The sequence below is a fragment of the Reyranella sp. genome, assembly GCF_965227665.1.
Classification (GTDB): domain Bacteria; phylum Pseudomonadota; class Alphaproteobacteria; order Reyranellales; family Reyranellaceae; genus Reyranella.
This window is the reverse complement of the sequence record NZ_OZ245767.1, coordinates 2,350,622-2,376,861: the sequence shown is the minus strand read 5'-3', so window position 1 is coordinate 2,376,861 and position 26,240 is coordinate 2,350,622. Positions and strand designations below refer to the sequence as shown.

24 protein-coding genes and 1 tRNA gene are annotated in these 26,240 nt (G+C 67.3%); 18 read left to right on the top strand and 7 right to left on the bottom strand.

What is annotated here, in order from left to right; all coding sequences use genetic code 11:
• The first annotated feature begins 162 nt into the window (after positions 1 to 162).
• The gene (locus ACO07I_RS11525; protein WP_422017394.1) at positions 163 to 1,647 is read left to right on the top strand and encodes a DegQ family serine endoprotease; all 1,485 of its coding nucleotides are present in this window, start codon (positions 163 to 165) and stop codon (positions 1,645 to 1,647) included.
• Between the two features lie 122 nt (positions 1,648 to 1,769).
• Here ACO07I_RS11525 and ACO07I_RS11520 read toward each other — a convergent pair whose 3' ends face one another.
• Both ACO07I_RS11520 and serB read right to left on the bottom strand, forming a co-directional pair.
• A complete protein-coding gene (locus tag ACO07I_RS11520; protein ID WP_422017392.1) occupies positions 1,770 to 2,774 on the bottom strand; it encodes an NADP-dependent oxidoreductase in 1,005 nt (334 codons plus the stop codon).
• Positions 2,771 to 3,652, bottom strand: coding sequence for a phosphoserine phosphatase SerB (gene serB / locus ACO07I_RS11515; RefSeq protein WP_422017390.1), 882 nt, complete (start codon positions 3,650 to 3,652; stop codon positions 2,771 to 2,773). Before serB ends, ACO07I_RS11520 begins: the two co-directional genes overlap by 4 nt.
• A 50-nt stretch (positions 3,653 to 3,702) precedes the next feature.
• Here serB and miaA point away from each other — a divergent pair, with 50 nt between their 5' ends.
• From miaA to ilvN, 3 genes are all read left to right on the top strand, one after another.
• Positions 3,703 to 4,638 carry a tRNA (adenosine(37)-N6)-dimethylallyltransferase MiaA gene (gene miaA / locus ACO07I_RS11510; protein WP_422017388.1) on the top strand — a complete coding sequence of 312 codons (936 nt, stop codon included), beginning with the start codon at positions 3,703 to 3,705 and terminating at the stop codon, positions 4,636 to 4,638.
• A 93-nt stretch (positions 4,639 to 4,731) separates the two neighbouring features.
• On the top strand, positions 4,732 to 6,522 hold the full coding sequence (locus tag ACO07I_RS11505; RefSeq protein WP_422017386.1) for an acetolactate synthase 3 large subunit: 1,791 nt from the start codon (positions 4,732 to 4,734) through the stop codon (positions 6,520 to 6,522).
• Positions 6,519 to 7,031: an acetolactate synthase small subunit gene (ilvN, locus tag ACO07I_RS11500; protein WP_304855615.1), complete on the top strand. Its 513-nt coding sequence runs from the start codon at positions 6,519 to 6,521 to the stop codon at positions 7,029 to 7,031. The genes ACO07I_RS11505 and ilvN overlap by 4 nt, the downstream gene beginning before the upstream one ends.
• A gap of 58 nt (positions 7,032 to 7,089) precedes the next feature.
• Here ilvN and ACO07I_RS11495 read toward each other — a convergent pair whose 3' ends face one another.
• Positions 7,090 to 7,644: a hypothetical protein gene (locus tag ACO07I_RS11495; protein ID WP_422017384.1), complete on the bottom strand. Its 555-nt coding sequence runs from the start codon at positions 7,642 to 7,644 to the stop codon at positions 7,090 to 7,092.
• A 175-nt stretch (positions 7,645 to 7,819) separates the two neighbouring features.
• Here ACO07I_RS11495 and ilvC point away from each other — a divergent pair, with 175 nt between their 5' ends.
• Positions 7,820 to 8,839 (top strand): ketol-acid reductoisomerase, encoded by a 1,020-nt coding sequence (ilvC, locus tag ACO07I_RS11490; protein WP_422017382.1) that lies wholly within the window; start codon positions 7,820 to 7,822, stop codon positions 8,837 to 8,839.
• 89 nt (positions 8,840 to 8,928) lie between these two features.
• Here ilvC and ACO07I_RS11485 read toward each other — a convergent pair whose 3' ends face one another.
• Both ACO07I_RS11485 and ACO07I_RS11480 read right to left on the bottom strand, forming a co-directional pair.
• A complete protein-coding gene (locus ACO07I_RS11485) occupies positions 8,929 to 9,687 on the bottom strand; it encodes an SDR family oxidoreductase (protein ID WP_422017380.1) in 759 nt (252 codons plus the stop codon).
• 38 nt (positions 9,688 to 9,725) lie between these two features.
• Positions 9,726 to 10,484, bottom strand: a complete 759-nt coding sequence (locus ACO07I_RS11480) for an SDR family oxidoreductase (protein ID WP_422017378.1) — start codon at positions 10,482 to 10,484, stop codon at positions 9,726 to 9,728.
• 42 nt (positions 10,485 to 10,526) lie between these two features.
• Here ACO07I_RS11480 and ACO07I_RS11475 point away from each other — a divergent pair, with 42 nt between their 5' ends.
• From ACO07I_RS11475 to ACO07I_RS11435, 9 genes are all read left to right on the top strand, one after another.
• Positions 10,527 to 11,627: a Zn-dependent alcohol dehydrogenase gene (locus ACO07I_RS11475; protein ID WP_422017376.1), complete on the top strand. Its 1,101-nt coding sequence runs from the start codon at positions 10,527 to 10,529 to the stop codon at positions 11,625 to 11,627.
• A 17-nt stretch (positions 11,628 to 11,644) separates the two neighbouring features.
• Positions 11,645 to 12,796 carry an acyl-CoA dehydrogenase family protein gene (locus ACO07I_RS11470; protein WP_422017374.1) on the top strand — a complete coding sequence of 384 codons (1,152 nt, stop codon included), beginning with the start codon at positions 11,645 to 11,647 and terminating at the stop codon, positions 12,794 to 12,796.
• Between the two features lie 39 nt (positions 12,797 to 12,835).
• On the top strand, positions 12,836 to 13,174 hold the full coding sequence (locus ACO07I_RS11465) for a hypothetical protein (RefSeq protein WP_422017372.1): 339 nt from the start codon (positions 12,836 to 12,838) through the stop codon (positions 13,172 to 13,174).
• A 192-nt stretch (positions 13,175 to 13,366) separates the two neighbouring features.
• On the top strand, positions 13,367 to 14,407 hold the full coding sequence (locus ACO07I_RS11460; protein ID WP_068189726.1) for a rod shape-determining protein: 1,041 nt from the start codon (positions 13,367 to 13,369) through the stop codon (positions 14,405 to 14,407).
• 41 nt (positions 14,408 to 14,448) lie between these two features.
• A complete protein-coding gene (mreC, locus tag ACO07I_RS11455) occupies positions 14,449 to 15,339 on the top strand; it encodes a rod shape-determining protein MreC (protein ID WP_422017370.1) in 891 nt (296 codons plus the stop codon).
• Position 15,340: 1 nt separating this feature from the next.
• Positions 15,341 to 15,913: a hypothetical protein gene (locus tag ACO07I_RS11450; RefSeq protein WP_422017368.1), complete on the top strand. Its 573-nt coding sequence runs from the start codon at positions 15,341 to 15,343 to the stop codon at positions 15,911 to 15,913.
• 13 nt (positions 15,914 to 15,926) lie between these two features.
• Positions 15,927 to 17,822 carry a penicillin-binding protein 2 gene (gene mrdA / locus ACO07I_RS11445; protein WP_422017366.1) on the top strand — a complete coding sequence of 632 codons (1,896 nt, stop codon included), beginning with the start codon at positions 15,927 to 15,929 and terminating at the stop codon, positions 17,820 to 17,822.
• Positions 17,819 to 18,973, top strand: a complete 1,155-nt coding sequence (gene rodA / locus ACO07I_RS11440; RefSeq protein ID WP_422017364.1) for a rod shape-determining protein RodA — start codon at positions 17,819 to 17,821, stop codon at positions 18,971 to 18,973. Before mrdA ends, rodA begins: the two co-directional genes overlap by 4 nt.
• 96 nt (positions 18,974 to 19,069) lie before the next feature.
• Positions 19,070 to 19,145: transfer RNA gene (locus tag ACO07I_RS11435), tRNA-Lys, on the top strand.
• A gap of 48 nt (positions 19,146 to 19,193) precedes the next feature.
• Here ACO07I_RS11435 and ACO07I_RS11430 read toward each other — a convergent pair.
• Entirely contained in the window at positions 19,194 to 19,841 is a 648-nt protein-coding gene (locus tag ACO07I_RS11430; RefSeq protein ID WP_422017362.1) for a TetR/AcrR family transcriptional regulator, read from the bottom strand.
• Positions 19,842 to 19,922: 81 nt separating this feature from the next.
• Between ACO07I_RS11430 and ACO07I_RS11425 the strand changes: the two genes are divergently transcribed.
• The 3 genes from ACO07I_RS11425 to ACO07I_RS11415 all read left to right on the top strand — a co-directional run bounded on the left by ACO07I_RS11425 (position 19,923) and on the right by ACO07I_RS11415 (position 24,647).
• Positions 19,923 to 21,716: a sulfatase-like hydrolase/transferase gene (locus ACO07I_RS11425; protein ID WP_422017360.1), complete on the top strand. Its 1,794-nt coding sequence runs from the start codon at positions 19,923 to 19,925 to the stop codon at positions 21,714 to 21,716.
• 116 nt (positions 21,717 to 21,832) lie between these two features.
• Positions 21,833 to 23,410, top strand: a complete 1,578-nt coding sequence (locus ACO07I_RS11420) for a metallophosphoesterase (RefSeq protein ID WP_422017358.1) — start codon at positions 21,833 to 21,835, stop codon at positions 23,408 to 23,410.
• A gap of 163 nt (positions 23,411 to 23,573) precedes the next feature.
• On the top strand, positions 23,574 to 24,647 hold the full coding sequence (locus ACO07I_RS11415; RefSeq protein WP_422017356.1) for an ATP-dependent 6-phosphofructokinase: 1,074 nt from the start codon (positions 23,574 to 23,576) through the stop codon (positions 24,645 to 24,647).
• Between the two features lie 296 nt (positions 24,648 to 24,943).
• On the opposite strand, the gene prmB is transcribed toward ACO07I_RS11415, so the two are convergent.
• On the bottom strand, positions 24,944 to 25,825 hold the full coding sequence (gene prmB / locus ACO07I_RS11410) for a 50S ribosomal protein L3 N(5)-glutamine methyltransferase (protein WP_422017354.1): 882 nt from the start codon (positions 25,823 to 25,825) through the stop codon (positions 24,944 to 24,946).
• A 20-nt stretch (positions 25,826 to 25,845) separates the two neighbouring features.
• Between prmB and ACO07I_RS11405 the strand changes: the two genes are divergently transcribed.
• Positions 25,846 to 26,238, top strand: coding sequence for a hypothetical protein (locus ACO07I_RS11405; RefSeq protein ID WP_422017352.1), 393 nt, complete (start codon positions 25,846 to 25,848; stop codon positions 26,236 to 26,238).
• Positions 26,239 to 26,240 lie beyond the last annotated feature (2 nt).

Genomic DNA, 26,240 nt, shown 5'->3' with positions numbered 1-26,240 from the left:
GCCGCCGGTTTCTTTTTGGTCAGGCGCCCAAAACCCCGTAAATCCGGGCGTGATAACGACCTCTTTATTTGCGCCACAATCGGCCCGCAGTTAGACAGGAACCCTAACGCGCGGCGCCGGCCGTATCGACCGTTTGGCCATGAGCGCCGTTGGAGGTCGGTCGTGATTCTAGCTGATTTGCCTGGCTATTTCAGAGGGGCCGCGCTCGCGGCGATCGCGTCGCTCGGCCTCGTGACGGCCGAGCCGGCATGGGCTCGCCAACCGACGGAGAGTTTCTCCGAGCTGGTCGACAAGCTGATGCCGACCGTCGTCAACATCACGACCACGCAGAACGTCCCCCAGCAGGGGCCGCGTCTGCGCGACATGCCGCAGCTTCCGCCCGGCTCGCCCTTCGAGGAACTGTTCAAGGATTTCTTCGACAAGCGCGGCGGTGAAGAGCAGCAGAAGCGCCGCGGCACGTCGCTGGGGTCGGGCTTCGTGATCGACGGCGAAGGCTACATCGTCACCAACAACCATGTGATCCAGGGCGCCGAGGACATCACGGTCATTTTCCGGGACGACACCCAGCTCAAGGCCAAGCTGATCGGCTCCGACAGCCGCATCGACCTCGCCCTGCTCAAGGTCGAGCAGCCCAACAAGAAGCCGCTGCCGGCCGTGAAGTGGGGCGATTCGGACAAGTCCCGCGTCGGCGACTGGGTGATCGCCATCGGCAATCCGTTCGGCATGGGCCATTCGGTGACGGCCGGCATCATCTCGGCGCGCGGCCGGTCGCTGAACGACTCGCTCGACGATTATCTGCAGACCGACGCGGCCATCAACAAGGGCAACTCGGGCGGTCCGCTGTTCAACACCGACGGCGAGGTGATCGGCGTCAACACCGCGATCTACTCGCCCTCCGGCACCAATGCGGGTCTCGCTTTCTCGATCCCGTCGAACCTCGTGAAGCAGGTCGCTGACCAGCTGCGCGAGTTCGGCAAGGTCAAGCGCGGCTGGATCGGCGTCAGCTACCAGAGCGTCACCGACGACATCGCCGATTCCTTCGGGCTCGATCGCGCCCGCGGCGTGCTGGTGGCCAATGTCACGGCCGACGGGCCGGCTTCCAAGGCGGGTCTGAAGCGCAACGACATCATCCTGTCCTTCGGCGGCCAGGACGTGCTTGACCTGCGCCGCTTCCCGAAGGTGGTCGCCAATGCCCGGGTCGGCAGCACTGTCGACGTCGTCGTCTGGCGCGGCGGCAAGGAAGTCCCCCTGAAGCTCAGGGTTGGCGAACAGGAAGAGGCCGAGAAGCAGAACACCTCGGCGCAGGGCCCCAAGAAGCCGGCCGAACCCGACCAGCCGGTGACCTCGACCATCGAGCAGCTCGGCCTGACCTTGCAGAAGGTCACCGACCAGCTGCGCGAACGCTATGGCCTCTCCGACCAGGTGAAGGGCGTGATCGTCACGAAGGTGGCGCCCAACAGCCCGGCCGCCGAGAAGCAGTTGCAGCCGGGCGACGTCATCCTCGAGGTCGACCAGAAGCCGGTGACGACACCGCAGGAGGTCACCGACCTCGTGACCAAGCTGCAGCAGCAGAAAAAGCGCTCCGTGCTGCTCTTCGTCGAGCGCCAGGGCGATCCCCGCTTCGCGGCGCTGCGTCTGCAGAAGTAGCTTTCGCTTCCAACAAATGGAAAAGGCCGCGCATCGCGCGGCCTTTTTGCTTTTTGGAGCGCGCCACTCCAGTGGCGCTCATGATCATGATTGCGCCACTGGAGTGGCGCGCTCCAATGAGGTCAGCCGACCTTCACCACCAGCTTGCCGAAGTTCTCGCCCTTCAGCAGGCCCATGAAGGCCTCGGGGGCCTTGGTGAGGCCGTCGATCACGGTCTCGCGGCTCTTCAGCTTGCCGGAGGCCACCAGCCCGCCGACCTCGTTCACGAACTCGCCCATGAGGGCGACATGGTCGGAGACGATGAAGCCCTGCAGGGTGAGGCGGCGCTGGACGATGGTGAACATCTTCTCCGGCCCGGCCATCGGCGTGGCGTCCTGGTACTCGGAAATGGCGCCGCAGAAGGCGACCCGGCCGAAATTGTTCAGGCGCGCGAAGACGGCGTGGAAGATCCGGCCGCCGACATTCTCGAAGTCGGCGTCGATGCCCTGCGGGCAGAGCTTGTCGAGCACCGCGCCCACGTCGCTTTCGGTCTTGTGGTTGAAGCAGGCGTCGTAGCCCGCCTCGCGCACCGCCCACTGGCACTTCTGCTCGTCGCCGGCACAGCCCACGACGCGGGCACCGGCCAGCTTTGCGAGTTGGCCCGCCACCTGGCCGACGGCGCCGGTCGCGGCGGAGACGAACACTGTCTCGCCCGCCTTGGGCTTGCAGATATGCTTGATGCCGTACCAGGCGGTGAAGCTTGGCATGCCCAACACGCCGAGATGGGCCGAAAGCGGCACGCCGGCGGCGTCGATCTTGCGCAGGCCCTTGCCGTCATGGACCGTATGGGTGGCCCAGTTCAGCATGCCCATCACGATGTCGCCCTTGGCGAAACGCGGGTTCTTCGACTCGACGACCTCGCCCACCGAGCCGCCCGTCAGCGGCTTGTCGAGCTCGAAGGGCGGCGTATAGGAGCGCAGCTCGGTCATGCGCGGCCGCATGTAGGGATCGAGCGACAGGAAGCGCTGGGCGATCAGAATCTGGCCCTCGGCGAGGGCGGGGAGCGACACGCTCTCGGCGCGGAAGCAGTCGGCGGTGACGTCGCCCTCGGGGCGCTTGGCGAGGACGATCTGCTGGATGTCGGTCATGGGTCTTTCCTCTCTTCGAAGTCGCTGCGGCGATAGCCCTGCAGGTAGAGCAGCGCGGTGAGATCGCCATGGTCGATGCGGGCCGGCACCTGGGCCGCCACCGCCGGCTTGGCGTGGAAGGCGACGCCGAGGCCGGCGGCCTTCAGCATCGGCAGGTCGTTGGCGCCGTCTCCCACGCTTATCGCGTCCGCGTCGCCAAGGCCACGCTCTCCGGCCAGGCGCCGCAGGGTCGTGAGCTTCGCCTCCTTGCCGAGGATGGGATGCCCCACCGTGCCGGCCAGGGAGGTACCGTCATGCTCCAGCACGTTGGCGGCATCCAGGTCGAACCCTAGCGCCTTGCGCACCATGGCGGTGAAGTAGGTGAAGCCGCCCGACACCAGCGCGCAGTAGGCGCCGTTCTTCTGCAGGGTGGCGACCAGGGTGGCGCCGCCCGGCATGTAGCGGATGCGGGTCGCGGCCTCGTCGAGGCGGCCGACGGGCAAGCCCTTCAGCAGGCCGACCCGCTCCTCGAGCGCGCCGGCGAAATCGATTTCGCCGTTCATGGCGCGGGCCGTGATGCCGGCGATCTTCTCGCGCAGGCCCAGGAAGTCGGCCAGCTCGTCGAGCATCTCGTTGTGAATCATGGTCGATTCCATGTCCGCGACCAGCAGCTTCTTGCGGCGTCCCTCCGCCGGCAGGAAGACCGCGTCGACGCCGGCCAGGCTGATCGGCGCGGCGGTCCCGTCGAACGGCAGGTCGCAGGCAATGCCCTCGTCGAGCCAGTCGGGCGCGCCGACGGTGACGCCGTTGGCCTTCAGGGCTTCGATGGCGGAGGCCACGACCGCATCGGTCACGGCGGGGCGGGCGGGATCGGAGATCAGGACCAGGACGTTTTTCACGCACCCGGCTCTAGCGGCGGGGTCGCGGATTTGCAAACAGTGCGCCGCTCATGACATCGCAAGTTCAGCCTCCCGTCATCGTCGTCACCGGACCGACCGCCAGCGGCAAGTCGGCGCTGGCGCTCGAGCTCGCCGAACGGCGCGGCGGCACGGTGATCAATGCCGATGCGATGCAGACCTACGACGCCTTCCCGGTCCTGACGGCGCAGCCGACCGGGGAGGAGCGGGCGCGGGTGCCGCATACGCTCTATGGCGTCCTGCCGGTGGGCGAGACCGTATCGGCCGCACGCTGGCGGACGCTCGCATCGGCCGAGATCGAGCGGGTTCTGGCCGATGGCCGCGTGCCCATCCTGTGCGGCGGCTCGGGCCTCTATATCCGGACCTTGATGCAGGGAATTGCGCCGATTCCCGACGCCCCGCCCGAGCTGCGCGAGCAGGCCAATGCCGACTGGGCGGCCCTGGGGTCGCGGGCTTTCCGGGAGCGGCTGGCCGTCCACGACCCGGCGATCGTCGACAGGCTGAAGCCCGAGGACCGCCAGCGCCATGTCCGGGCCTGGGAGGTCTGGCAGGCCACGGGCCGCCCGCTCAGCGAATGGCAGCGGGGGGAGGCCTCGGCGGCGCCCTGGCAATTCGCGACCGTCCTGCTGGCGCCCGATCGGGAGTGGCTGCGCGAGCGGATCGAGCGCCGGTTCGACGTCATGCTGGCCCAGGGCGTGGAAGCCGAAGCCCGTGCGGTCTTCGACAAGCACCCCGATCCGGCCTGGCCGGGCCTCAAGGCTCATGGCGCGCCCGAGTTTTTCCGGCATTTCCGGGGTGAGTTGTCCTTCCCGGACGTCCGGCGGATCGCGATCGATCACACGCGGCAATACGCCAAACGCCAGATGACGTGGTTCCGGCACCAGATGATCCCAGATCTGGTATTCGACCCGAGGGCCGATCAGACTGTGGGCGAGATTGAGAAATATTTGGACAATCTGGCGGGTTGAAACTTTGCGTTTCGATCTTTTCGATTGACCCGCTCGAACGCCGCCCCTATGTTCCGCCGCGCCGCAAAACCCCCGTTTTGCGGCACATTTGTCATGAAGGAGACCGCTGTGTTGAAGCCCGAGGAGCCCGCCACGACTGGCGCCGATCTGTTGGTGAAAGCCTTGATCGACGAGGAAGTCGAGGTCGTCTTCGGCTATCCCGGCGGTGCGGTCCTTCCGATCTACGATTCGCTCTTCAAGCAGAACCGGCTGCGCCACATCCTGGTGCGTCACGAGCAGGCGGCCGTGCATGCCGCCGAAGGGTATGCCCGCTCGACCGGCAAGGTCGGCGTGGTGCTGGTGACCTCGGGCCCCGGCGCGACCAATGCCGTGACCGGCCTCACCGACGCGCTGATGGATTCGATCCCGATCGTCTGCCTGACGGGCCAGGTGCCGACCCACCTGATCGGCAACGACGCCTTCCAGGAAGCCGACACGACCGGCATCACGCGTCCCTGCACGAAGCACAATTACCTGGTGAAGGCGGTGGGCGACCTCGCGCGCACGGTCCACGAGGCCTTCTACGTGGCGCGCTCCGGCCGTCCGGGGCCGGTCGTCATCGACCTGCCCAAGGACGTGCTGATGAACAAGCACGAGTATGTGACGCCGCCCAAAGTCGCGGTGACGCACAAGAGCTACCGGCCGCAGACCCAGCCCGATCCGAGGAAGATCGAGCAGGCGATCGAGATGATCGCCAATGCCAAGCGCCCGGTCTTCTACGCCGGCGGCGGCGTCATCAATGCCGGTCCGAACGCCTCGAAGCTGCTGACCCAGCTCGTGCATCTGACGGGCTATCCGGTCACCAACACGCTGATGGGCCTCGGCGCCTTCCCGGCCTCGGACAAGCAGTTCCTCGGCATGCTGGGCATGCACGGCACCTACGAAGCCAACCTGGCGATGCACGGCTGCGACGTGATGATCAACATCGGCGCGCGCTTCGACGACCGCATCACCGGCAACCTGACGAAGTTCTCGCCGGGCTCGAAGAAGATCCACGTCGACATCGATCCCTCGTCGATCAACAAGAACGTCCATGTCGACCTCGCCATCGTGGGCGATGCCGGCATCGTGCTGGAAGAGCTGGTGAAGGCCTGGAAGGCGAAGCAACCCAAGGTCGACCAGAAGGCGCTGAAGGCGTGGTGGGCCGAGATCGAGACGTGGCGCGCGCGCAACTGCCTCGCCTACAAGCCCAACAAGCAGGTGATCAAGCCGCAGTATGCGCTGGAGCGGCTCTATCACCACATCAAGGACAAGGACCACTACATCACGACCGAAGTGGGCCAACACCAGATGTGGGCGGCGCAGTTCCTGAAGTTCGAGCAGCCCAACCGCTGGATGACCTCGGGCGGCCTCGGCACCATGGGCTACGGCTTCCCGGCGGCGCTGGGCGTGCAGATCGCCCATCCCGAGGCGCTGGTCATCGACGTGGCCGGCGAGGCCTCGATCCTGATGAACATCCAGGAGCTCTCCACGGCGGCGCAGTATCGCCTGCCGGTGAAGATCTTCGTGCTCAACAACCACTACATGGGCATGGTCCGGCAGTGGCAGGAGCTGCTGCACGGCGGCCGCTATTCCGAGAGCTATTCGGAATCGCTGCCCGACTTCGTGAAGGTCGCCGATGCGTTCGGCGCCAAGGGCCTGCGCTGCGACGATCCCGCCAAGCTCGACGACACGATCAAGGAGATGATCGAGCTGAAGCATCCCGTCATCGTCGACGTCATCGTCGACGAGAAGGAGAACTGCTTCCCGATGATCCCCTCGGGCGCGGCGCACAACGAGATGCTGCTGGGTCCGGACGACAAGCAGTCCGCGAAGGTGTCGGAAGAAGGCATGGTGCTGGTGTGAGCAAGGATTCCGCTATCGTCGCCCATACCATCTCCGTGCTGGTGGCCAACGAGCCGGGTATCCTCGCGCGCGTGGTCGGCCTGTTTTCGGGCCGCGGCTACAACATCGAGAGCCTGACCGTCGCGGAGACCAACGCGAAGGAAAGCCAGTCGCGCATCACCATCGTGACCAAGGGCACGCCGATGATCATCGAGCAGATCAAGGCGCAGCTCGACCGTCTGGTGCCGGTCTATCGCGTGCGCGACCTCACGGTCGAAGGCCCGCACATCGAGCGCGAGCTGGCGCTGGTGAAGGTGAAGGGCGTCGGCGAGAAGCGCGTCGAGGCGCTGCGCCTGGCCGACGTGTTCCGCGCCAAGGTGATCGACGCCAAGTCCGATTCCTTCGTCTTCGAGGTCACCGGCAACACCGACAAGGTGCAGACCTTCATCGGCCTGATGGAGTCGCTGGGCCTGGTCGACGTCGTCCGCACCGGCATCGTCGCCATGTCGCGCGGCGGCGAGGCGCTGTAGTCATAAGTCTCTCAATGGAGCGCGCCACTGGAGTGGCGCGCTCCATGGAAACATCCCGTCAGTAGTTCGACAGGCCCTTGATCGAGGCCACCCGGCCCTCGATCTCGGCCAGGTTGGCCGGCGCCTTGTCGATCACGAACAGGGCCTGGGTGCGCCCGTTCATCTGCAGCGGGTCGCCGCCTTCGCGCTGCTGCATCTCGCCGAGGAAAGTGCCGGCCGGGCGGCAGGTCGGGGTGGCGCTCAGCCCGCCGAAATTGACACCCGGATAGCGCAGGCAGATCTGGGTGATCTGCTGGCCGCTCGAATCGCTGGTATTCTCGACCGTCCACTGGCCCTGGAAGATGCGCCGCTGGCCGACCATCCAGACCAGGTCGCGGCCGTCCGCCGTCGAATAGTGGATCTGGGCCGGGCCGGGGCCGCGGGTCCACAGCCAGGTGTGATTGCCCATCGCCCGCGCCGCGCCATGCACCGTCGAATTCTCCACCGCATAGTCGATGCCGGGCATCGGGGTGGCCGGGTTCGTCGGGGCGTCCGAGGGCTGGCTACAGGCAACCAGCGCGAGTGCCAATGGCGCGAGGATGGAAGCAGGGACGAAGGCGGAGCGGAGGGACATAAGGGGCTTTCCTCGGGAAACTACGGGGCTTGGGTTGCCCTGGGTGAGGCATACCATATGTAGAAGCGCAAGGGGGACATGCGATAAGGCGGGATTCGAGGCTGGTTTTTGCGAGCCGGGTTGTCTACTAACCCCCGTTCTTTGCAAGAAGCAGCTGCCAGGAGGATTGGCCCCTATGCGTGTCTACTACGATCGTGATGCCGACGTGAACCTGATCAAGGGCAAGAAAGTCCTGGTCGTCGGCTACGGCAGCCAGGGTCATGCCCACGCCATGAACCTCCGTGATTCGGGCGTCAAGGACGTGCGCATTGCGCTGAAGCCCGGCTCGGCCACGATCAAGAAGGCCGAGGGTGCCGGCTTCACGGTGATGAGCCCGGCCGACGGCGCCAAGTGGGCCGACATCGTGATGATGCTGACCCCGGACGAGCTGCAGTCGGACATCTACAACGCCGACCTCGCCGCCAATATGAAGCAGGGCGCGGCGCTGGCTTTCGCGCACGGCCTCAACGTCCATTTCAACCTGCTGACGCCGCGTCCCGACCTCGACGTGTTCATGATCGCGCCGAAGGGCCCCGGTCATACCGTGCGCTCCGAGTATGTGCGCGGCGGCGGCGTGCCCTGCCTCGTGGCGGTGGCGCAGAACTCTTCGGGCAACGCGCTCGAGATCGCGCTGAGCTACTCCTCGGCGGTGGGCGGCGGTCGCGCCGGCACCATCGAGACCTCGTTCAAGGAAGAGTGCGAGACCGACCTGTTCGGCGAGCAGGTCGTGCTGTGCGGCGGCCTGGTCGAGCTGATCAAGGCCGGCTTCGAGACGCTGGTCGAGGCGGGCTACGCGCCGGAGATGGCGTACTTCGAGTGCCTGCACGAGGTGAAGCTGATCGTCGACCTCATCTTCGAGGGCGGCATCGCCAACATGAACTACTCGATCTCCAACACCGCCGAGTACGGCGAGTACCGGTCGGGCCCGCGCATCGTGACCGCCGAGACCAAGGCCGAGATGAAGCGCGTTCTGGACGACATCCAGTCGGGCCGCTTCGCCCGCGACTGGATGCTGGAGAACAAGGTCAACCAGGCTTCGTTCAAGGCCACGCGCAAGAAGATGGCGGAGCACCCGATCGAAGAGGTCGGCGAGAAGCTGCGCGCCATGATGCCGTGGATCAAGGAAAAGGCGCTGGTCGACAAGGCCAAGAACTAAGGCGCGACGCGCTGCATGGAAACGGGCCCTTCTGGGCCCGTTTTTCTTTGTCTCTCATCCCTCGCTGCGCTCGGGATGACAGGACGGACTTAAATTATGTAGCCCCCACCTGAAGCATCGAGCATCGCGCCGGTGATGAAGGAGGCTTCGTCCGACAGCAGCCACAGCACCGCCTGGGCGATCTCGGCCGAGGTGCCGACCCGGCGCATTGGGATCGAGGCTTCGATGCTGCTGCGGAAGGCCGGGTCGTTCAGCCGGCCCTCGGTCATCTCCGTCAGCACCATGCCGGGGCGCAGCGAGTTCACGCGGATGCCCTCGGCCGCGACCTCGCGGGCGAAGCCCTTGGTGAAGGCGTCGACGGCGCCCTTGCTGGCGGCATAGGCCGACGAGCCCAGCCGTCCGCCGAGCGTCGCCGCCATCGACGAGACGTTGACGATCGAGCCGCCCGTGCCGCCATGCCTGGTCGACATGCGCTTGGCCGCCTCGCGACAGCACAGCATCAGCCCGGTGACGTTCGTGGCAAAGAGATTGGCCAGCACCTCGGCGTCGTATTCGTCGACCCGCCCGCGGCGTCCGTTGGTCCCCGCGCTGTTCACCAGATGGGTGATCGGCCCCAGCGCCTTCTCGGTCTGCTCGAAGAGGCGCACGATGTCGGCCTCGCGCGCCATGTCGCCGGGCAGGGCGATGGCCTTGCCGCCCGCGGCCTCGATGTCGGCCACGACCTTCCTGGCCTGCGTGTCGCGGGTCCGGTAGTTGAGGGCGATGCCGTAGCCGCGGGTCGCGGCCTGGCGGGCGGTCTCGGCGCCGATGCCCGAGGCGCCGCCGGTGATCAGGAGGGTCTTGTTCATGGGCCGATGGTATCGTTTCGTGCGGCCCGACGCCTACCCTATATGATGTAGCCGCCGCCCGACGCATCGAGCATCGCGCCGGCGATGAACGAGGCCTCGTCCGACAGCAGCCACAGGATCGCGTTCGCAATTTCATGCGACTCGCCGATGCGCTTGATCGGAAGCGACGCAGCGACGGCGGCGAGGACTCCCGGCTCATTGAGGCGTCCCTCCGTCATTTCGGTCATCACCGGACCGGGACGGATCGCGTTGACCCGGATCCCCTCGGCGGCGACTTCCCGCGCAAAGCCCTTGGTGAAGGCATCGACCGCGCCCTTGGTGGCGGCATAGGCCGACGCGCCGCGGCGTCCGCCCAGGGTCGCCGCCATCGACGAGACGTTCACGATGGCGCCGCCCTTGCCGCCATGCCTGGTCGACATGCGTCGGGTCGCCTCGCGGCAGCACAGCATGAGGCCGATGACGTTGACCGCGAACAGGTTGGCGATCACCGCGTGCTCGTATTCGTCTATGCGGCCGCGGCTGGGGTCGATCCCGGCGCTGTTGACCAGATGGGTGATCGGCCCCAGCGCACGCTCGGTCTCGTCGAACAGGCGGACGATGTCGGCCTCGAGCGCCATGTCGCCGGGCAGGGCGATGGCCTGGCCGCCCGCGGCCTCGATGTCGGCCACCACGGCCTGGGCCTGGGCGTCACGGCTGCGATAGTTGATGGCGACGCGGTAGCCGCGCGCGCCGGCGCGCCGGGCGGTCTCGGCGCCGATGCCCGAGGCGCCGCCGGTGATCAGGAGGGTTTTGCTCATGGCCCGATGATATAGTGCCGCCAACGTTTCGGGAGGAAATTCATGAAAGCCGCTGTTCTGTTCAAGCCCAACGAGCCGCTGCAGGTCGTCGAGTGCGAGCTCGACCCGCCGAAGGCGATGGAAGTGCGCGTGAAGATGAAGGCGTCGGGCGTCTGCCAGAGCGACTGGCACATCATGAACGGCGACTGGCCGTCGCCGATGCCGATCGTGCCGGGCCACGAGGCCGCGGGCGAGATCCTCGAATGCGGCCCGGGCGTCACGACGGTGAAGCCGGGCGACCATGTGATTTTCTCGTTCCGGCCGCATTGCGGGCGCTGCCGCTACTGCACCCAGGGCCGCACCGTGCTGTGCATCGGCCGCGCCTCGGTGCCGCCGGGCTCGCAGTATGACGGCACGCTGCGGCTGAAGCACAAGGGTGAGGGCATCAACCAGATGGCCCGCATCGGCACCTTTGCAGAAGAAGTCGTGGTGCCGGAGGAGATGGTGATCCCGATCCGCAAGGACATGCCGTGGCCACAGGCGGCACTGGTCGGCTGCTGCGTGGCGACCGGCGTCGGCGCCGTGACGCGCCACGCCAAGATCGAGACCGGCTCGACCGTGCTGGTGATCGGCTGCGGCGGCGTCGGCCTCAACGCCGTGCAGGGCGCCATGCTCTCCGGCGCGAGCAAGATCATCGCGGCCGACATCCTCGACAACAAGCTCGAGATGGCCAGGACCTTCGGCGCGACCCACACCGTCAACACCGCGACCGACAACGACCCGGTGAAGAAGGTGAAGGAGATCACCGGCGGCCTGGGCGTCGACTATTCCTTCGACGCGGTGTCGATCGGCACCACGCAGGCGCTGGCCTTCGACGCGCTGGCGCCGGGCGGCCATGCCGTTGCGGTCGGCATCTCGGCGGCCACGGTCAAGGCACAGTATTCGCCGATGATGATGGTGTTCGGCGAGAAGACGATGAGCGGCACCTTCTACGGTTCGGTGCGGCCCGATCTCGATTTCCCGGTGCTGGTCGACCACTACATGAACAAGCGCCTGAACATCGACGGGCTGATCAGCCGGACCTACCGGCTCGACGAGATCAACGAGGGCTTCAAGCGCATGATGGCGGGCGAAGTCGCGCGCGGCGTCGTGGTGTTCGACTGACCGCCGGCCGCAAGGCGATGAGCACACTCGACGAATTCGGCCTGACGGAAGAACAGGTCCTGATCCGGCGCAATGTCGCCGAGTTGCTGGCCCGCGTGCTGCCGCCGGAGGAGATCCGGCGGCTCGACGAGGAATCGGCGTTTCCCTACGCCGCCTTCGAGGCGTTGGCCGAGGCCGGCTACATGGCGCTGCCCTACGATCCCGCCTATGGCGGCATGGGCGGCAGCCGCAAGGACCTCGTCGTGCTTGTCGAGGCGCTGGCGCGTCATTACAGCGGCGCCTCGTCGCTCTACCTGCCGACCGTCGTCTATGGCGGCATGCATCTGCAGCTCACGGCGGGCGAGCATCTCAGGCGGCGCTATCTGCCCGAGATCTGCGCCGGCAGGCTCAAATCGGCTTTCGCACTCTCGGAGCCCGACACGGGGTCGGACGCGTCGGGCATCAAGACGCGGGCGGTGCGCGACGGCAACGGCTATCGCCTGACCGGCCAGAAGCTCTACATCAGCGCCGCCCACGTCGCCGACTATCTGATGGTCGTGGCCAAGACCGACAGCGAGGCGCGGCACAAGGGCGTGACCCTGTTCTGGGTCGATGCGCGTGCCGCCGGTCTCAGCATGAAGCCGCTGCCGACCCTGGGACGGCGCACCACGCATGCCAACGAGATTTTCTTCGACGGTGTGTTCGTGCCGGCCGACCATGTGATCGGCGAGGAGAATCGCGGCTGGTCGGGCCTGATGAAGGGGCTGAACCTCGAGCGGCTCTGTCTCGCGGCGCAGGCCTGCGGCAACATGCATTTCGCCATCGAGTACGCCAAGCGCTTCGCCCAGGAGCGCGTGCAGTTCGGCCAGCCGATCTCGAAGTTCCAGGCGATCCAGCACAAGTTCGCCGACATGCGCATCGCGCTGCGCACGACGCAGGCGCTGACCTATCGCCTGGCCGACATGCTCGATGCCGGCCTCGATCCGGTCGAGGAGACGGCGATCGCCAAGATCCAGGGCACCGACGGCGAATTCAAATGCGCCCATCTCGCCATGGAGATCATGGGCGGCGCCGGCTACACGATGGCGCACGACATCCAGCGCCTGTTCCGCGACGTGCGGGTCGGCTCGATCGGCGGCGGTACCAACGACATCCAGCGCAACACCATCGCCAAGATGATGGGCCTCTGACGTGCGCAAGGCCGGTGGGCTTCCCGGGAGCCTGTCCTAGTGCGCAAGATCGGTGACGCGTCGTTCTTTCGCATCGTCGATCGACTGCTGGAGCCCGGCACGACGCGCATGCCGCGGACGTCGTGGAGCATCGAGGGCGTCGAGTGGCAGCGCGAGCGGCACTCCTATGCCGGCGCCAGCCATGGCTTCACCGTCGAGGTCACGACGGGGCGAAAGACGGGCGCCGCGCCATGGACGATGATCGTGGTGAAGGAATACTGGCGCTCGGGGCGGGGCGACGAACTGAAGTCGCATCAATGGGCGCATATCGAAGCCGGCCGCCGCGCCGACGTGGTGGCCTGGCTCGAGCGGCAGGAACGCCGGCTGGAAGGCGCCTGAGACGCAAGCGGCGCGCAACTTTTCAGTCCGTCAGAAGCACGGACGAGCACAAACGGTGACCATCGCTGCGACCGTTTGAATCGCCTTGCGAGCCTTGCCCTGCCGGTCTAAACCCGGTCGCACCCTCGGTGCCGGACCTCGGAATGGCGCCAGTATTTCAAGATTTCGCCGTAATTACAGAGACTTAACTCAATGCTGTCGCGCGTCATCGGGCTATTTTCGGCGGACATGGGTATCGACCTCGGTACGGCGAACACGCTGGTCTATGTGAAGGGTCGAGGCATCGTTCTCAACGAGCCGTCGGTCGTGGCCCTCACCACGCAGAGCGGCAAGCGTCAGGTCCTAGCCGTCGGCGAGGAGGCCAAGATGATGCTGGGCCGTACGCCCGGCAACATCCAGGCGATCCGCCCGCTGCGCGACGGCGTCATCGCCGACTTCGAAGTCGCCGAGGCGATGATCAAGCACTTCATCTCGAAGGTGCACAATCGCCGCAGCTTCGCCCATCCGCAGATCGTGGTCTGCGTGCCCTCCGGCTCCACCGCCGTCGAGCGCCGCGCCATCCAGGAATCGGCCGAGAGCGCCGGCGCCCGCAAGGTCTGGCTGATCGAGGAGCCGATGGCCGCCGCGATCGGCGCCGGCCTGCCGGTCACCGAGCCCACCGGTTCGATGGTCGTCGACATCGGCGGCGGCACCACCGAGGTGGCCGTGCTGTCGCTGGGCGGCATCGTCTATCCGCGCTCGGTGCGCGTCGGCGGCGACAAGATGGACGAGGCGATCATCGCCTATATCCGCCGCAATCATAACCTGCTGGTCGGCGAAAGCTCGGCCGAGCGCATCAAGAAGACCATCGCGTCCGCCTGCCCGCCCGACGACGGCGAGGGCCGCACGATGGAGATCAAGGGCCGCGACCTGATGAACGGCGTTCCGAAGGAGCTGGTCATCACCGAGCGGCAGATTGCCGAGAGCCTGCAGGAGCCGGTGAGCGCCATCGTCGAGGCCGTGAAGGTGGCGCTGGAGAACACCGCGCCGGAACTGGCCGCCGACATCGTCGACAAAGGCATCGTGCTCACGGGCGGCGGTGCGCTGCTCGCGAACATGGACACCGTGCTGCGCCAGGCGACCGGCCTGCCGGTCTCGGTGGCCGAAGACCCGCTGCTCTGCGTGGCCCTTGGCACGGGCCATGCTGTCGAAAACATCGTGCGACTGCGCGGCGTCCTTTCGTCGATGTACTAACAGGCCACGCCGCCGCCCGCTTGGGTTAGAATGGGCAGGAAATGGCGATCCGGGACGACTTCGAGGTAGTCGCGAGCCAAGTGCGCACCGTGGTGCAGCGCTTCGCCCTGGGCCTGCTCGTGATCGTCACCTTCGGTGTCATGCTGGTCGGCAAGGCCGACACCGTTCTGGTCGAACATGCAAGGGTTCTCGCGCTCGACATGGTGAGCCCGGTACTGGAGGCGATTGCCCGGCCGGTCGCCTACGCCAACCGCGCCATCGCCGATCTTCGTGAATTCGCCTCGCTGCGCGAGGAGAACGCGCGACTACGCGAGGAGAATGCCCGCCTGCTCGCCTGGCAGACGGCGGCGCGGCGGCTGGAGAACGAGAACGAGGGGCTGCGCAGTCTCGCGAGGTTCCGCGAGGGACCCGAGGCCTCCTTCATCACCGCCCGGCTCGTCGGCGACAGCGTCAACGCCTACATGCGCGGCGCGCTGCTGAACGTGGGCCGCCGGGTCGGCGTGGCGACGGGCCAGGCGGTGGTCACCGGTGAGGGCCTGGCCGGCCGCATCGCCGAGGTCGGCGAGAACAGCTCGCGTGTCCTGTTCGTGACCGACGTCAATTCGCGCCTGCCCGTGCTGGTCGAGCGCACCCGCGAGCGGGCCATCCTGGCCGGCGACAACTCGCCCCGGCTGCGCCTCACGCTGCTGCCGAGCATCGCCGGCGTACAGACCGGCGATCGAATCATCACATCGGGCCATGGCGGCAGCTTCCCTGTCGGCATCCCTGTGGGCGAGGTCGTCGAGACCAGCGACGGCAGCGTCCGCGTCCGGCCCTTCACCGATTTCTCGCGCCTCGAGTTCGTTCGCGTCGTCGACTACGGCGTGACCGGCCTGGTCGGCACGGGGGCCCCGGCGCCGGCGGCACCGCCGGCAGGTGTGCGGGTTCGCTGACATGCGCGCCGACAGCAGCCTCGCCATTCTCGACCGCTGGGGCCGTGCCGCCCTTCCAGGCACGGTCCTGCTTTTCTTCGTGCTATTGACCCTGGCCCCCCTGCGCGCACCCTATCTTTCGGATGCCCTGCCGCTGCTGCCGATCCTCGTGGTGTTCCAGTTCAGCCTGGCGACACCCGAGCGGCTGCCGGGGCCGTTGCTGCTGGTGATGGGCATCCTGCTCGACCTGCTGCTGGGCGGCCCGGGCGCGCCCGTCGGCATCAGCGCTCTGGGCTTCATCCTTGTGCGCGCCGCCGTCATCGGCAACCGCCGCTATCTCGTGGGTGTTCCGTTCCTGTTCCAGTGGATCGGCTTCTGCATCCTGTGCTGGGGATACGTCGCGCTGGTGTGGGCCTTCACGACCGTGTGGATGTGGACGGCCATCGATCCGGTTCCCGCGATGTTGCAGTATATCGTGGTGATCGTGATTTACCCGCTGCTGGCCCCGCTGCTCGCCCGTGTGCGTGCCCGTGACCCCCTGAATGTGCCCGAGCTGTCGCGCGGCTCGGCGCGGCCCGGCGAGACCACGACATGAAGTATTTCCGCCGATGAAACATTTCCGAAAGGGCGACGGCGAACGCAGCGGTCTCTTCACCCGCCGGGCCCTGCTGCTGGGCGGGGCGCAGGCCGTCCTGCTGACCGCGCTGGCCGGCCGCCTGTACCAGCTCCAGGTCGTCGAGACCGATCGCTTCTCCTCGATGGCCGAGGAGAACCGCGTCAGCATGCGCCTGCTGCCGCCGTCGCGCGGACTGATCTTCGATCGCGGCGGCGTGCCGCTGGCCGTCAACCGCAACAATTTCCGCGCCATGGCGGCCTCGGAGCGCGGGCGCGGCGTCGATGTCCTGGTCGAACGCCTCGACCAGCTCCTCACCCTGGGCGACGCCGAGAAGACACGCCTGCTGCGCGAGCTGCGCCGCAACCGCAACGCACAGCCCGTCGTGGTGCGAGAGAATCTCGCCTGGGAGGAGGTCGCCCGCCTCGAATTCAACGCCCCCGACCTGCCCGGCGTGTTCATCGATCTCGGCCAGTCGCGCGACTATCCCGAGGGCGATCTGATGAGCCACATCGTGGGCTATACCGGGCGCGTCGCCGACGAGGATCTCGCCGGGCGCGACGATCCGGTGCTCCAGCTCGCGACCATGCGGTTCGGCAAGAAGGGTGTCGAGCGCTCGTTCGAGGACGATCTGCGCGGCCGGGCCGGTGCCGTCCAGGTCGAGGTCAATGCGGTGGGCCGGGTCGTGCGCGAGCTCGAGCGCACCGAGGGCCAGCCCGGCGCCAATGCGCTGCTCACCATCGACCTCGACATCCAGCGCTTCGCGGCCGAGAAAATGAAGGAGCACCAGAGCGGCTCCGTGGTCGTGCTCGACGTCATCACCGGCGACGTGATCGCCATGGTGTCGACGCCCGGCTTCGATCCCTCGACCTTTGCGCGCGGCATCACGCAGGCGGAGTGGCGCGACCTGCTCGACAATCCCGAAAGACCCTTGCACAACAAGGCGATCGCCGGCGTCTATCCGCCGGGTTCGACCTACAAGATGGTAACGGCTCTGGCCGCGCTCGACGCCAAGGTGATCGACCCGTGGACGCGCCTGCCGTGCCCCGGCTACCTCGAGCTGGGCAAGATCAAGTTCCATTGCTGGCTGAAGGGCGGCCACGGCTCGACCAACGTCTCCGAGGCAATCGCCATGTCATGCGACTGCTTCTTCTACGAGGCGGCGCGAAGGGCCGGCATCGATCGCGTGAGCGACATGGCCCAGCGCCTGGGCTTCGGCAAGGTGAGCGAACTCGGCCTGCCCGGCGAATCGGCGGCAAACCAGCCGACCCGCGCCTGGAAGCAGGAGAAGCTCGGCAAGGCCTGGCAGCACGGCGACACGTTCAACCTCGGCATCGGCCAGGGCTTCATGACCGCGACGCCGCTGCAGCTCGCCATCATGACCGCGCGCCTCGCCAATGGCGGCTACGAGGTCCAGCCCAACCTGCTGCTGGCCAAGGCCACGCCGCGCGAAGAGCTGGTGCCGCCGGCGCCGCGCACCAAGCCTAGTGCGCCGTCGCTGCGCCTCAACCCGCAGCATCTCGCGGTTATCCGGCAGGGCATGTCAGACGTGGTCAATACCGGCCACGGCACGGCCAATGCGCTGCGCGCCAAGCAGCCCGAGTTCACCTACGCCGGCAAGACCGGCACCGCCCAGGTCAAGCGCATCACCGAGCGCGAGCGCGAAATGGGCATCACCCAGGCCTCGCTGCCCTGGCACCTGCGCCACCATGCGCTCTTCGTCTGCTACGGCCCGGTCGACAATCCGCGCTACGCCTGCGCCGTCATCGTCGAGCATGGACAGGCGGGCGGCGCCACGGCGGGGCCGATCGGCCGTGACGTCCTGATCGAGACGATGAAACGCGACCCGTCGCGCCGCACCGACCGCTTCAAGAAGATGGCGTCGCGATGAGTCTCGCCTCGATGGGCAGCGGCCCGTCGCTCGACGCGCCGGCACCGATCAGCTTCGCCGAGAAGATCTGGCGCATCAACTGGGGCCTCGTGCTGGTTCTGACGGCGATCGCCGGGGTGGGCGTGCTGGCGCTCTATTCGGCGGCCGGCGGGCGCTTCGAGCCGTGGGCGGCGCGCCATGCGGTGCGTTACGGCTCGGCCCTGGCTCTCCTCCTGGTGGTGGCGTTGGTCCACCCCAAGGTCTGGCTGACGCTCGCCTGGCCGATCTACATCGTGTCCGTGCTGATGCTGGTGGCCGTCGACGTGATCGGCAAGATCGGCATGGGCGCCCAGCGCTGGCTGGTGATCGGCCCGCTGCAGATCCAGCCCTCGGAGATCGCCAAGGTGGCGGTGATCCTGGTGATCGCCCGCTATTACCACGGGCTGCGGCGCGAGCAGGCCGGTCAGTTCCTCTACACCTTGCCGCCGCTCGCGATGATCCTGGTCGTGGTCGGCCTCGTGATGGTCCAGCCCGACCTCGGCACCGCCATGATGGTGCTGATGGGCGGCGGCGCGCTCCTGTTCGTGGCGGGGGTGCGAATCTGGATGTTCCTGGCGGCCGGCATCAGCGCGGTGGCCTGCCTGCCGATCGCCTGGTCGCTGATGCACGAGTATCAGAAGAAGCGGGTACTGACGTTCCTCGATCCCGACCGCGACCCCCTGGGAGCCGGCTATCACATCACCCAGTCCAAGATCGCGATCGGCTCGGGCGGCATGTTCGGCAAGGGCTTCCTGAAGGGCACGCAATCGTCCCTGAACTTCCTGCCCGAGAAGCAGACCGACTTCATCTTCACGACCTTCGTCGAGGAGTGGGGCATGGCCGGCGCCCTCGTGCTGCTCGGCCTGTTCGCGCTGGTCGTGGTCTGGGGCTTCTCCATCGCCTTCCGCAGCCAGCATCATTTCGGCCGCCTGCTGGCGCTCGGCGTCACGGCGATGCTGTTCCTCTACATGTTCATCAACACCGCCATGGTGATGGGGATGCTGCCGGTCGTCGGCGTGCCGCTGCCGCTGGTCAGCAACGGCGGCACCGCGCTGCTGTCGGTGATGTTCGCCTGCGGCCTGCTGATCGGGGTCAATGTCTACCGCGATGCGCAACTACCCCGCACCCGATAGGCCGATCTGAAAATTCTCTCCAAAGAGGCTATCGACAAGGCGGAACAGCCTTGGTATAGCCGCCGCCTTCCGGGCAATGACCCTGCTAGGCAGTGGGGGCGCATAGCTCAGTTGGTAGAGCAGCTGACTCTTAATCAGCTTGTCCCAGGTTCGAGCCCTGGTGCGCCCACCAATGCCCGTGAGTTCCTCACACGCAGATTCCGCCGATCTCCGGCCGCCTCTAGAAGAGCGGCAGCGGAGCTGAAGCCGCGCGCCTGGCCTCTGCGGTGGGCACGCCGAGGGCGCGGAGGATGGCCTCGGTGACCCGGCTCCCGTGGCCTTTCTTGGCCGTCGCGAGCGCGATGTTGCGCATCCCTTCCATGGTGGCCCCGATCACCAGGTCGAGTGCCGCGGCCGCATCGCCGGCGGTGAACTCGCCCGACCGCATCCCCTTGCGCAGCTCCGTCGCCACGAAGCCCGTGATCGTCTTGCGAAAGGCGGGATCGATCGAGGCGACGTCGAGGATCAGCAGCGCCCAGCGGGGCGTGGTCTCGGCCAGCCCGAGATAGCGCCGGCAGCCTGCGGCCATCTGTTCCGTGGCGGTCTTCAACTGGGCCCGTCCCGGCGCGCTGCGGGCGCGGATGGTCTCGGCGATCTCGACGGCGACGGCGCTGACCAACTCGGCCTTGCTGCGGAAATGATTGTAGACGGTGCCGATGGTCACGCCGGCGGCGGCAGCGATTTCCGGCAGGGAGGTGCCGGCGACGCCGCGCGTGGAGAAGACTTCGATCGCCGAGGCGATCAGCAGCCGGCGTGTGCGCTCCCGCTTCGGAAGCCGCGTTCCCGGCGGGGCGGGCTGCAGAAGGTCGGGCAGGGGCTCGAGCTTCATTGATTTAAATACACTTGTCGTTCATTTTTGGATGGCCCATACAATTTACCGGGGGAGTGTCTTCCAGTATCGGGCGTTACCATGACATTTCACAAGGAACAGAAACCGGATCCGGCGCGACGGGCTTTCCTCGCCGCCGCCTCGGGCGTCGCCGCGGCCTCGCTCCTGGGGCCTTCCCTCGCGGGCGTGGCGCGGGCGCAGGGACAGCCGGCTGCGCCGTCCGTCATTCCCGCCTCGGGGAGCCGGGGCGCCCGGCCCAACATCCTGTTCGTGTTCACGGATCAGGAGCGTTATCACGCCCGGTGGCCCCAGGGCCTGTCGCTGCCGGGGCATGACCGCCTGCAGAGCCGGGGAGTGACGTTCACCAACCACCAGTGTCCGGCGACGATGTGCACCTCGTCGCGCTCGGTGATGATGACCGGGCTGCAGACTCCGGACAACGGCATGTTCGAGAATCTCGACGTGCCGTGGATGCGCGACCTGCCGCTCTCGAATCCGACCCTCGGACACATGCTGCGCAAGGCCGGCTACTACACGGCCTACAAAGGCAAGTGGCATCTCAGCAAGGCGACCGACACGCGCGAGATCGGCTCGTTCATGACGGCGGAGATGGAGAGATACGGCTTCGCCGACAATTTCTCGCCGGGCGACCTGATCGGCCATACGCTGGGCGGCTACGGCTTCGACCATCTCACGGCCGGCAGCGCCATCAACTGGCTGCGCACCTCGGGCCGTCCGCTGTCGGATCAGGGCAAGCCGTGGTGCATGACGGTGAGCTTCGTCAATCCGCACGACGTCATGTACTTCAACACCGACGCGCCCGGCGAGAGCGTGCAGGACAGCGGCAAGCTGCGCCTGCATGCCGCCCGCGCGCCCGAGCATGCGCTCTACAAGAACAGCTGGGACGTGCCGGTCCCTGCGACCCTGCGCCAGCCGTTCGATGCGCCGGGACGGCCCGCGGCGCACCGCGAGTTCGACCGCGTCTGGGACTATATCCTGGGCGACATCCCGCTCGAGGACGTGCGTTGGAAGCGGTTCAACGATTACTACATCAACTGCATCCGCAACGTGGACCGGTCGATGGAGGCGCTGTTCGCCGAACTCGATGCGCTGGGCCTGGCCGACTCCACCATCATCGTCTTCACGGCCGACCATGGCGAGATGGCCGGCGCGCACGGGCTGCGCGGCAAGGGGCCGTTCGCCTATCGCGAGACCAACCACCTGCCGTTCCAGATCGTCCATCCCGACGTGAAGGGCGGGCAGGCGTGCCAGGCCCTGTCGAGCCACATCGACATCGTGCCGACGCTCCTGTCGATGGCCGGTGTGAAACCGGGGCAGGTGGGCGAACTCGCCGGCCGCGAGCTGCCGGGCCGCGATCTGTCCGCCGGGCTCGCCAACCCCGGCAGCCAGGCGGTCGATGCGGTGCGGCCCGCGACGCTGTTCACCTACAGCGGCCTCGCCAGCAACGATGCCGCCGTCTTCGACTTCGCCGCCAAGGCGGTGATGGCGGGCAAGGACCCGAAGGAAGAGGCCAAGCGCGAGGGCTTCAAGCCCGACCTGCGCAAGCGCGGCCACGTGCGATCGACCTTCGACGGCCGCTACCGGTTCACGCGCTACTTCTCGCCGCTCGACCACAACAGCCCGAAGACCCTCGACGAGCTGTTCAAGTGGAACGACGTCGAGCTGTTCGACCTGTCGAGCGATCCGACCGAAGTGAACAACCTCGCGGTCGACCGTGCGGCCAATGCGGACCTGCTGACGTCCATGAACGGCAAGCTCGAGGCGATCATCAAGCTCGAGATCGGCAAGGATGATGGCCGTGAGCTGCCGAACATCGCGGGCATCGATTGGGGAGTCGACAAGATCGATCTTTAGGGATCGACGGTCGGCACGGGAAAAGGCCCCGCTTGGGAAGGCGGGGCTTTTTCTTTGCGCCGTCGATTTTTCACCGGGTGGCTTGCTACAAAGGATGGCTTCCGGAGTTCGCCACCATGCGCATCGTCTGCATCGTCCTCGCTCTCACGCTTGCAAGTCTCGGCGCCCAGGCGCAGACGGCGGCGCCCGGCTTCTTTGCCTTCGTGATGCTGGGCGAGGGAAGTGATAGCCAACCGGTGCCGATGGTGCGCAGCGTCGCCGAACGCACGACGGCCTGTCCGATGCTGCGGACCTCGGCAGGGGGCGCCACGATCCCGATGACGCAGCGTCGTCGTCCACCGGGCGGCCATTTCGACGAGGTCACGGTCTGCGAGGCGCTCTATCCGGTGGGCGAGGCCGCCAGCGTCTTCCTGGGCGATCGTCGCATCGACCTGCCGAACGTTTCGCTCGGGACGCCGCGCCGCGTGGTGCTGATCGGCGACAGCGGCTGCCGCGGGCCGGCCAAGGACAAGCCGCAGGATTGCGGCGGCGACGGTTTCGCCAAGGTCTGGCCGTTCGGTGTGCTGTCCGACGAGGAGGCCGACAAGCGTCCCGACCTGATCGTGCATGTCGGCGACTACAATTATCGCGGCACCGAGCGCGGCCTCGTCCTGCCGCCCAGCCTCACCGGCTACGCGGCACCGCTCAGCGTGAACGTCTACGATACCGGCGATCTCGACGACGAGGACATCGCCAGCCTGCCGATCGGCGCGGCCTACTGGAGTCAGAACATCGAAGGCAGCCCGAACCCGGACAAATGGACCAACTGGCGCGACGATTTCTTCGCTCCTGCCGCCAGGCTCCTGGTCGCGGCCCCCTGGCTGATGAGCCGCGGCAATCACGAACTGTGCAGCCGTGGCGGCCCCGGCTGGTTCTACCTGCTCGATGCCGGTTCGACGCTGCTGGGGCCGGGCCACAAGCAGGAGGAATGCCCGCCGCAGCTGCCGCCGGACTGGCGGGCGGGGGCCTGGCCCAAGCCGCCGGCCCAGCCTTTCGCTGGCCTGCCCTTTCCGACGCACACTTCGGCACCGTTCCGCCTGAAGCTCGGCCGCCTCAACATCATCGCCGTCGATTCGGCGAACGCCGCCGACGCCGTGCTGTTCAATCTCGACACCTACATTTCGCAGTATCGCGAGGTGGCGCGGATGCTGGCGGAGGACCCGACACCGACCTGGGTGGTGACGCACCGGCCGATCTGGGCGGTGGTGAAGCGCGACAAGGGCGGCCCGATCGGCCTCACCCCCTATGGCTTCATCAACGAGACCCAGCGCGAGGCAATCGACCGCGTGTTCGGCCGCGGCCTGCCCCCTCACGTCACCGCCGTGATCGCCGGCCACATGCATCGCTTCCAGGCGATCGGTTTCGAGGGACCGCGCCCGCCTCATCTGGCCGTCGGTACCGGCGGCATGGAGCTGTCGCACGTGCAGCCGCCGCCTTCGCCGGACAATCCCAAGGCCCCCATCCGCGTGGAAGGGCTGGACAGAAGCCCCGCCTGGGTCGTCGGCCTGCGCGACTTCGCGGCGATGATCGTGCGACCGGTGGAAGACGGGACCTGGACCAGCGTCCTCTACGGCACCGAAGGCGAGGCCCTGGCGATCTGCGATTCGCGCTGGCCGGGTCCCGGCCGCCAACGCTCGGTGTGTGAGCTCCAGTAGCGTTCAGCTGCAATGGCTGCGCGAGCCGGCGGTGGGCCCAGGCGTCGTCGCCGCGAAGGTGTGGTAGTGCTTCTTCATGCCGGCATCCTGGACCGGCCCCGTTGGTCTTCGAGATTGTTCGGTTCTTTCACCTGTCGTGCTCACGGCAGCCAGGAGTATCCAGATGACGAAACGCATCGGCATTCTGACGAGCGGCGGCGATTGCGCCGGCTTGAACGCCACGATCCGCGCGGTGGCGCTGCGGGCGCATCATGGCCATGGCTGGACGACGATCGGCCTGCGCTACGGCACGCTGGGCCTGCTGGAGCGCCCCGTCGAGGCCGTCACCCTTGATCCCGACCGGCTGAGCGCCGCGCTCGCGCGTCAGGGCGGCACGTTCCTCGGCAGCACCAATCGTGGCGATCCCTTCGCCTTTCCGATGCCCGACGGCAGCCGCAAGGATCGTTCGGGCGAAATGATCGAGGGGCTGAAGCAGCTCGGCCTCGACGGGCTGATCGGGGTCGGCGGCGACGGCAGCCTCGCCATCCTGCGCAAGCTGCTGGGTCCGTCGGGGATTCCCTTCGTGGGCGTTCCCAAGACCATCGACAACGATGTCGGCCACACCGAGCGCGCCGTCGGCTACTCGACCGCCGTCGCCATCGCCACCGAGGCGCTCGACCGGCTGCAGCCGACCGGCACCAGTCACGAGCGCACCATGGTGCTCGAAGTGATGGGCCGCGACGCCGGCCACATCGCCATCGCCGCCGGCATCGCCGGCGGTGCCGATGTCGTGCTGATTCCCGAAATCCGCTGGAAGCTGGAGAACGTCGTCCAGCACATCGCGCAGCTGCGGGCGGTGGGCCGCACGTCGGCGCTGGTCGTGGTGGCGGAAGCCGCCGGTCAGTCGGACGAGGCCGTGGATCCTGCCGCCGATGCGCCCGATCACGGCGTCGGGGACTGGTTGGCCAAGCGGCTGGCCAAGGCCACCGGCGCGGAAGCGCGTGCCACGGTCTTGGGGCACGTGCAGCGCGGCGCCATGCCGACGGCGGAGGACCGGCTGCTCGCCTCGGCGCTGGGGGTGAGGGCGGTCGACCTGCTGGCGGAGGGAAAAGGCGACCACATGGTGGCCTGGTGGAACCGCCAGGTGATCGACGTGCCGCTCGCCAAGGTGGTCGGCCGGTCACGCACCGTCGATGCCGACGGCACGCTGATCCGCACCGCCCGCGCCCTGGGGATCTGCCTGGGGGACACCGTCTAACAGCCCTTCCGTCTCACCTTGACCCATCCACCTCATCCTGAGGAGGTCGCGTAGCGACCGTCTCGAAGGATGGGCAACAAACGTGGTGCGCGTGCCCACCCTTCGAGACGCTGACTGCGTTCGCTCCTCAGGGTGAGGTCAGTGTTGGAATGCCCGGCTCCCTTCATGGACGGAGTCGGGCGGATAAACGAAACAAACGAAATAAACGAAACAAACGAAGCCAGAGTCGCACCCCCTCCGTGACTCCGCTGCCGTGGCGACCGCTGAGTTTCAGAAAAGCCTTTTAAAACAACCCGCTAGGCGAGATCGCTGCGCGACAGCCAGAAGACCTCGCCCTCGCTCAGCTCGGTGTCGAGCCAGATGAAGGGAAGCCGCGGATAGGCGGCTTCGAGCGGCGGGCGGCCGCGGCCGATCTCGCACACCAGGCCGCCGCTCTTGGTCAGATGCGCGGGCGCTTCGGCCAGGATGCGATGGACGAGGTCCAGCCCGTCGTCGCCGGCGGCCAGCGCCAGGCGCGGCTCATGCCGGAACTCCGGCGGCAGCTTCGCCATCCCGCCGGCATCGACATAGGGCGGGTTGCTGATGATCAGGTCGTAGCGCTGGCCCGGCAGCGGCTTGAAGAGATCGCCGCGATGCAGGGTGATGCGGTCGCCGAGACGGTGCGTCGCCACGTTGCGCCGGGCGAGCGCCAGCGCGCCGGCCGACAGGTCGACGGCATCGATCTTCGCGCGCGGGAAGGCGAGCGCGGCGAGGATGGCCAGACAGCCCGAGCCGCAGCAGAGATCGAGGATGCGGCGCGGCCGGGCGGTCGGCAGGGCGCCGCCGGCCAGCAGGTCGCCGATGAAGGAGCGCGGGATCAGCGCCCTGCGGTCGATGTGGAACCGCACGCCGTGCATGTAGGCGGCTTCGAGGAGATAGGGTGCCGGCATGCGCAGCCCGATCCGCGCCTCGATCAAGGTCATCAGGCGCGCTTTCTCGGGCTCGGTCGGCACGAGGTCGAGCCACGGGTCGATGCGGGCGATCGGAAGACGCAGCGCTTCGAGCACCATGAAGGCGGCCTCGTCGACCGCATTGGTCGTGCCGTGCCCATAGGCCAGCCGTGCGGCGCGGAAGCGCGCGACGGCGAAGTGGAAGAAATCACCAAGGGTGACGAGAGAGGGTTTGGTCGCGCGTGCCATGCGGGCCTACATTACCGGATATGAATCGCCGCGCGCTTCTTTTCGCCGGACTCGCTGTCGCGGCGACCGCCGGGGCGACGGCACGCGCCGTCCCCGCCGAGATCAAAGTGATCCTGATCGGCGGCCCCGACTGTCCGCCCTGCGTGCGCTGGAAGCGCGAGTATCGCGAAGCCTGGATCGCCTCGCCCGAGTTCCGCCAGGTCGTCTGGGAGGAGGTCGAGGCGGCGCGCTTCCGTGAAGTCTATCAGGAGCGCTACTGGCCGGGTGACCTCGCGCCCATCCTCGCCCAGATCCCGCGCAAGAGCGGGGCGCCGCGGTTCCTGATCGTCCAGGCGGGCCGCATCGTGTCGAACCATCTCGGCGTCAGCAAATGGGCCAACACGCTCGACGATCTTCGCAAACTTCTGGGATAGCA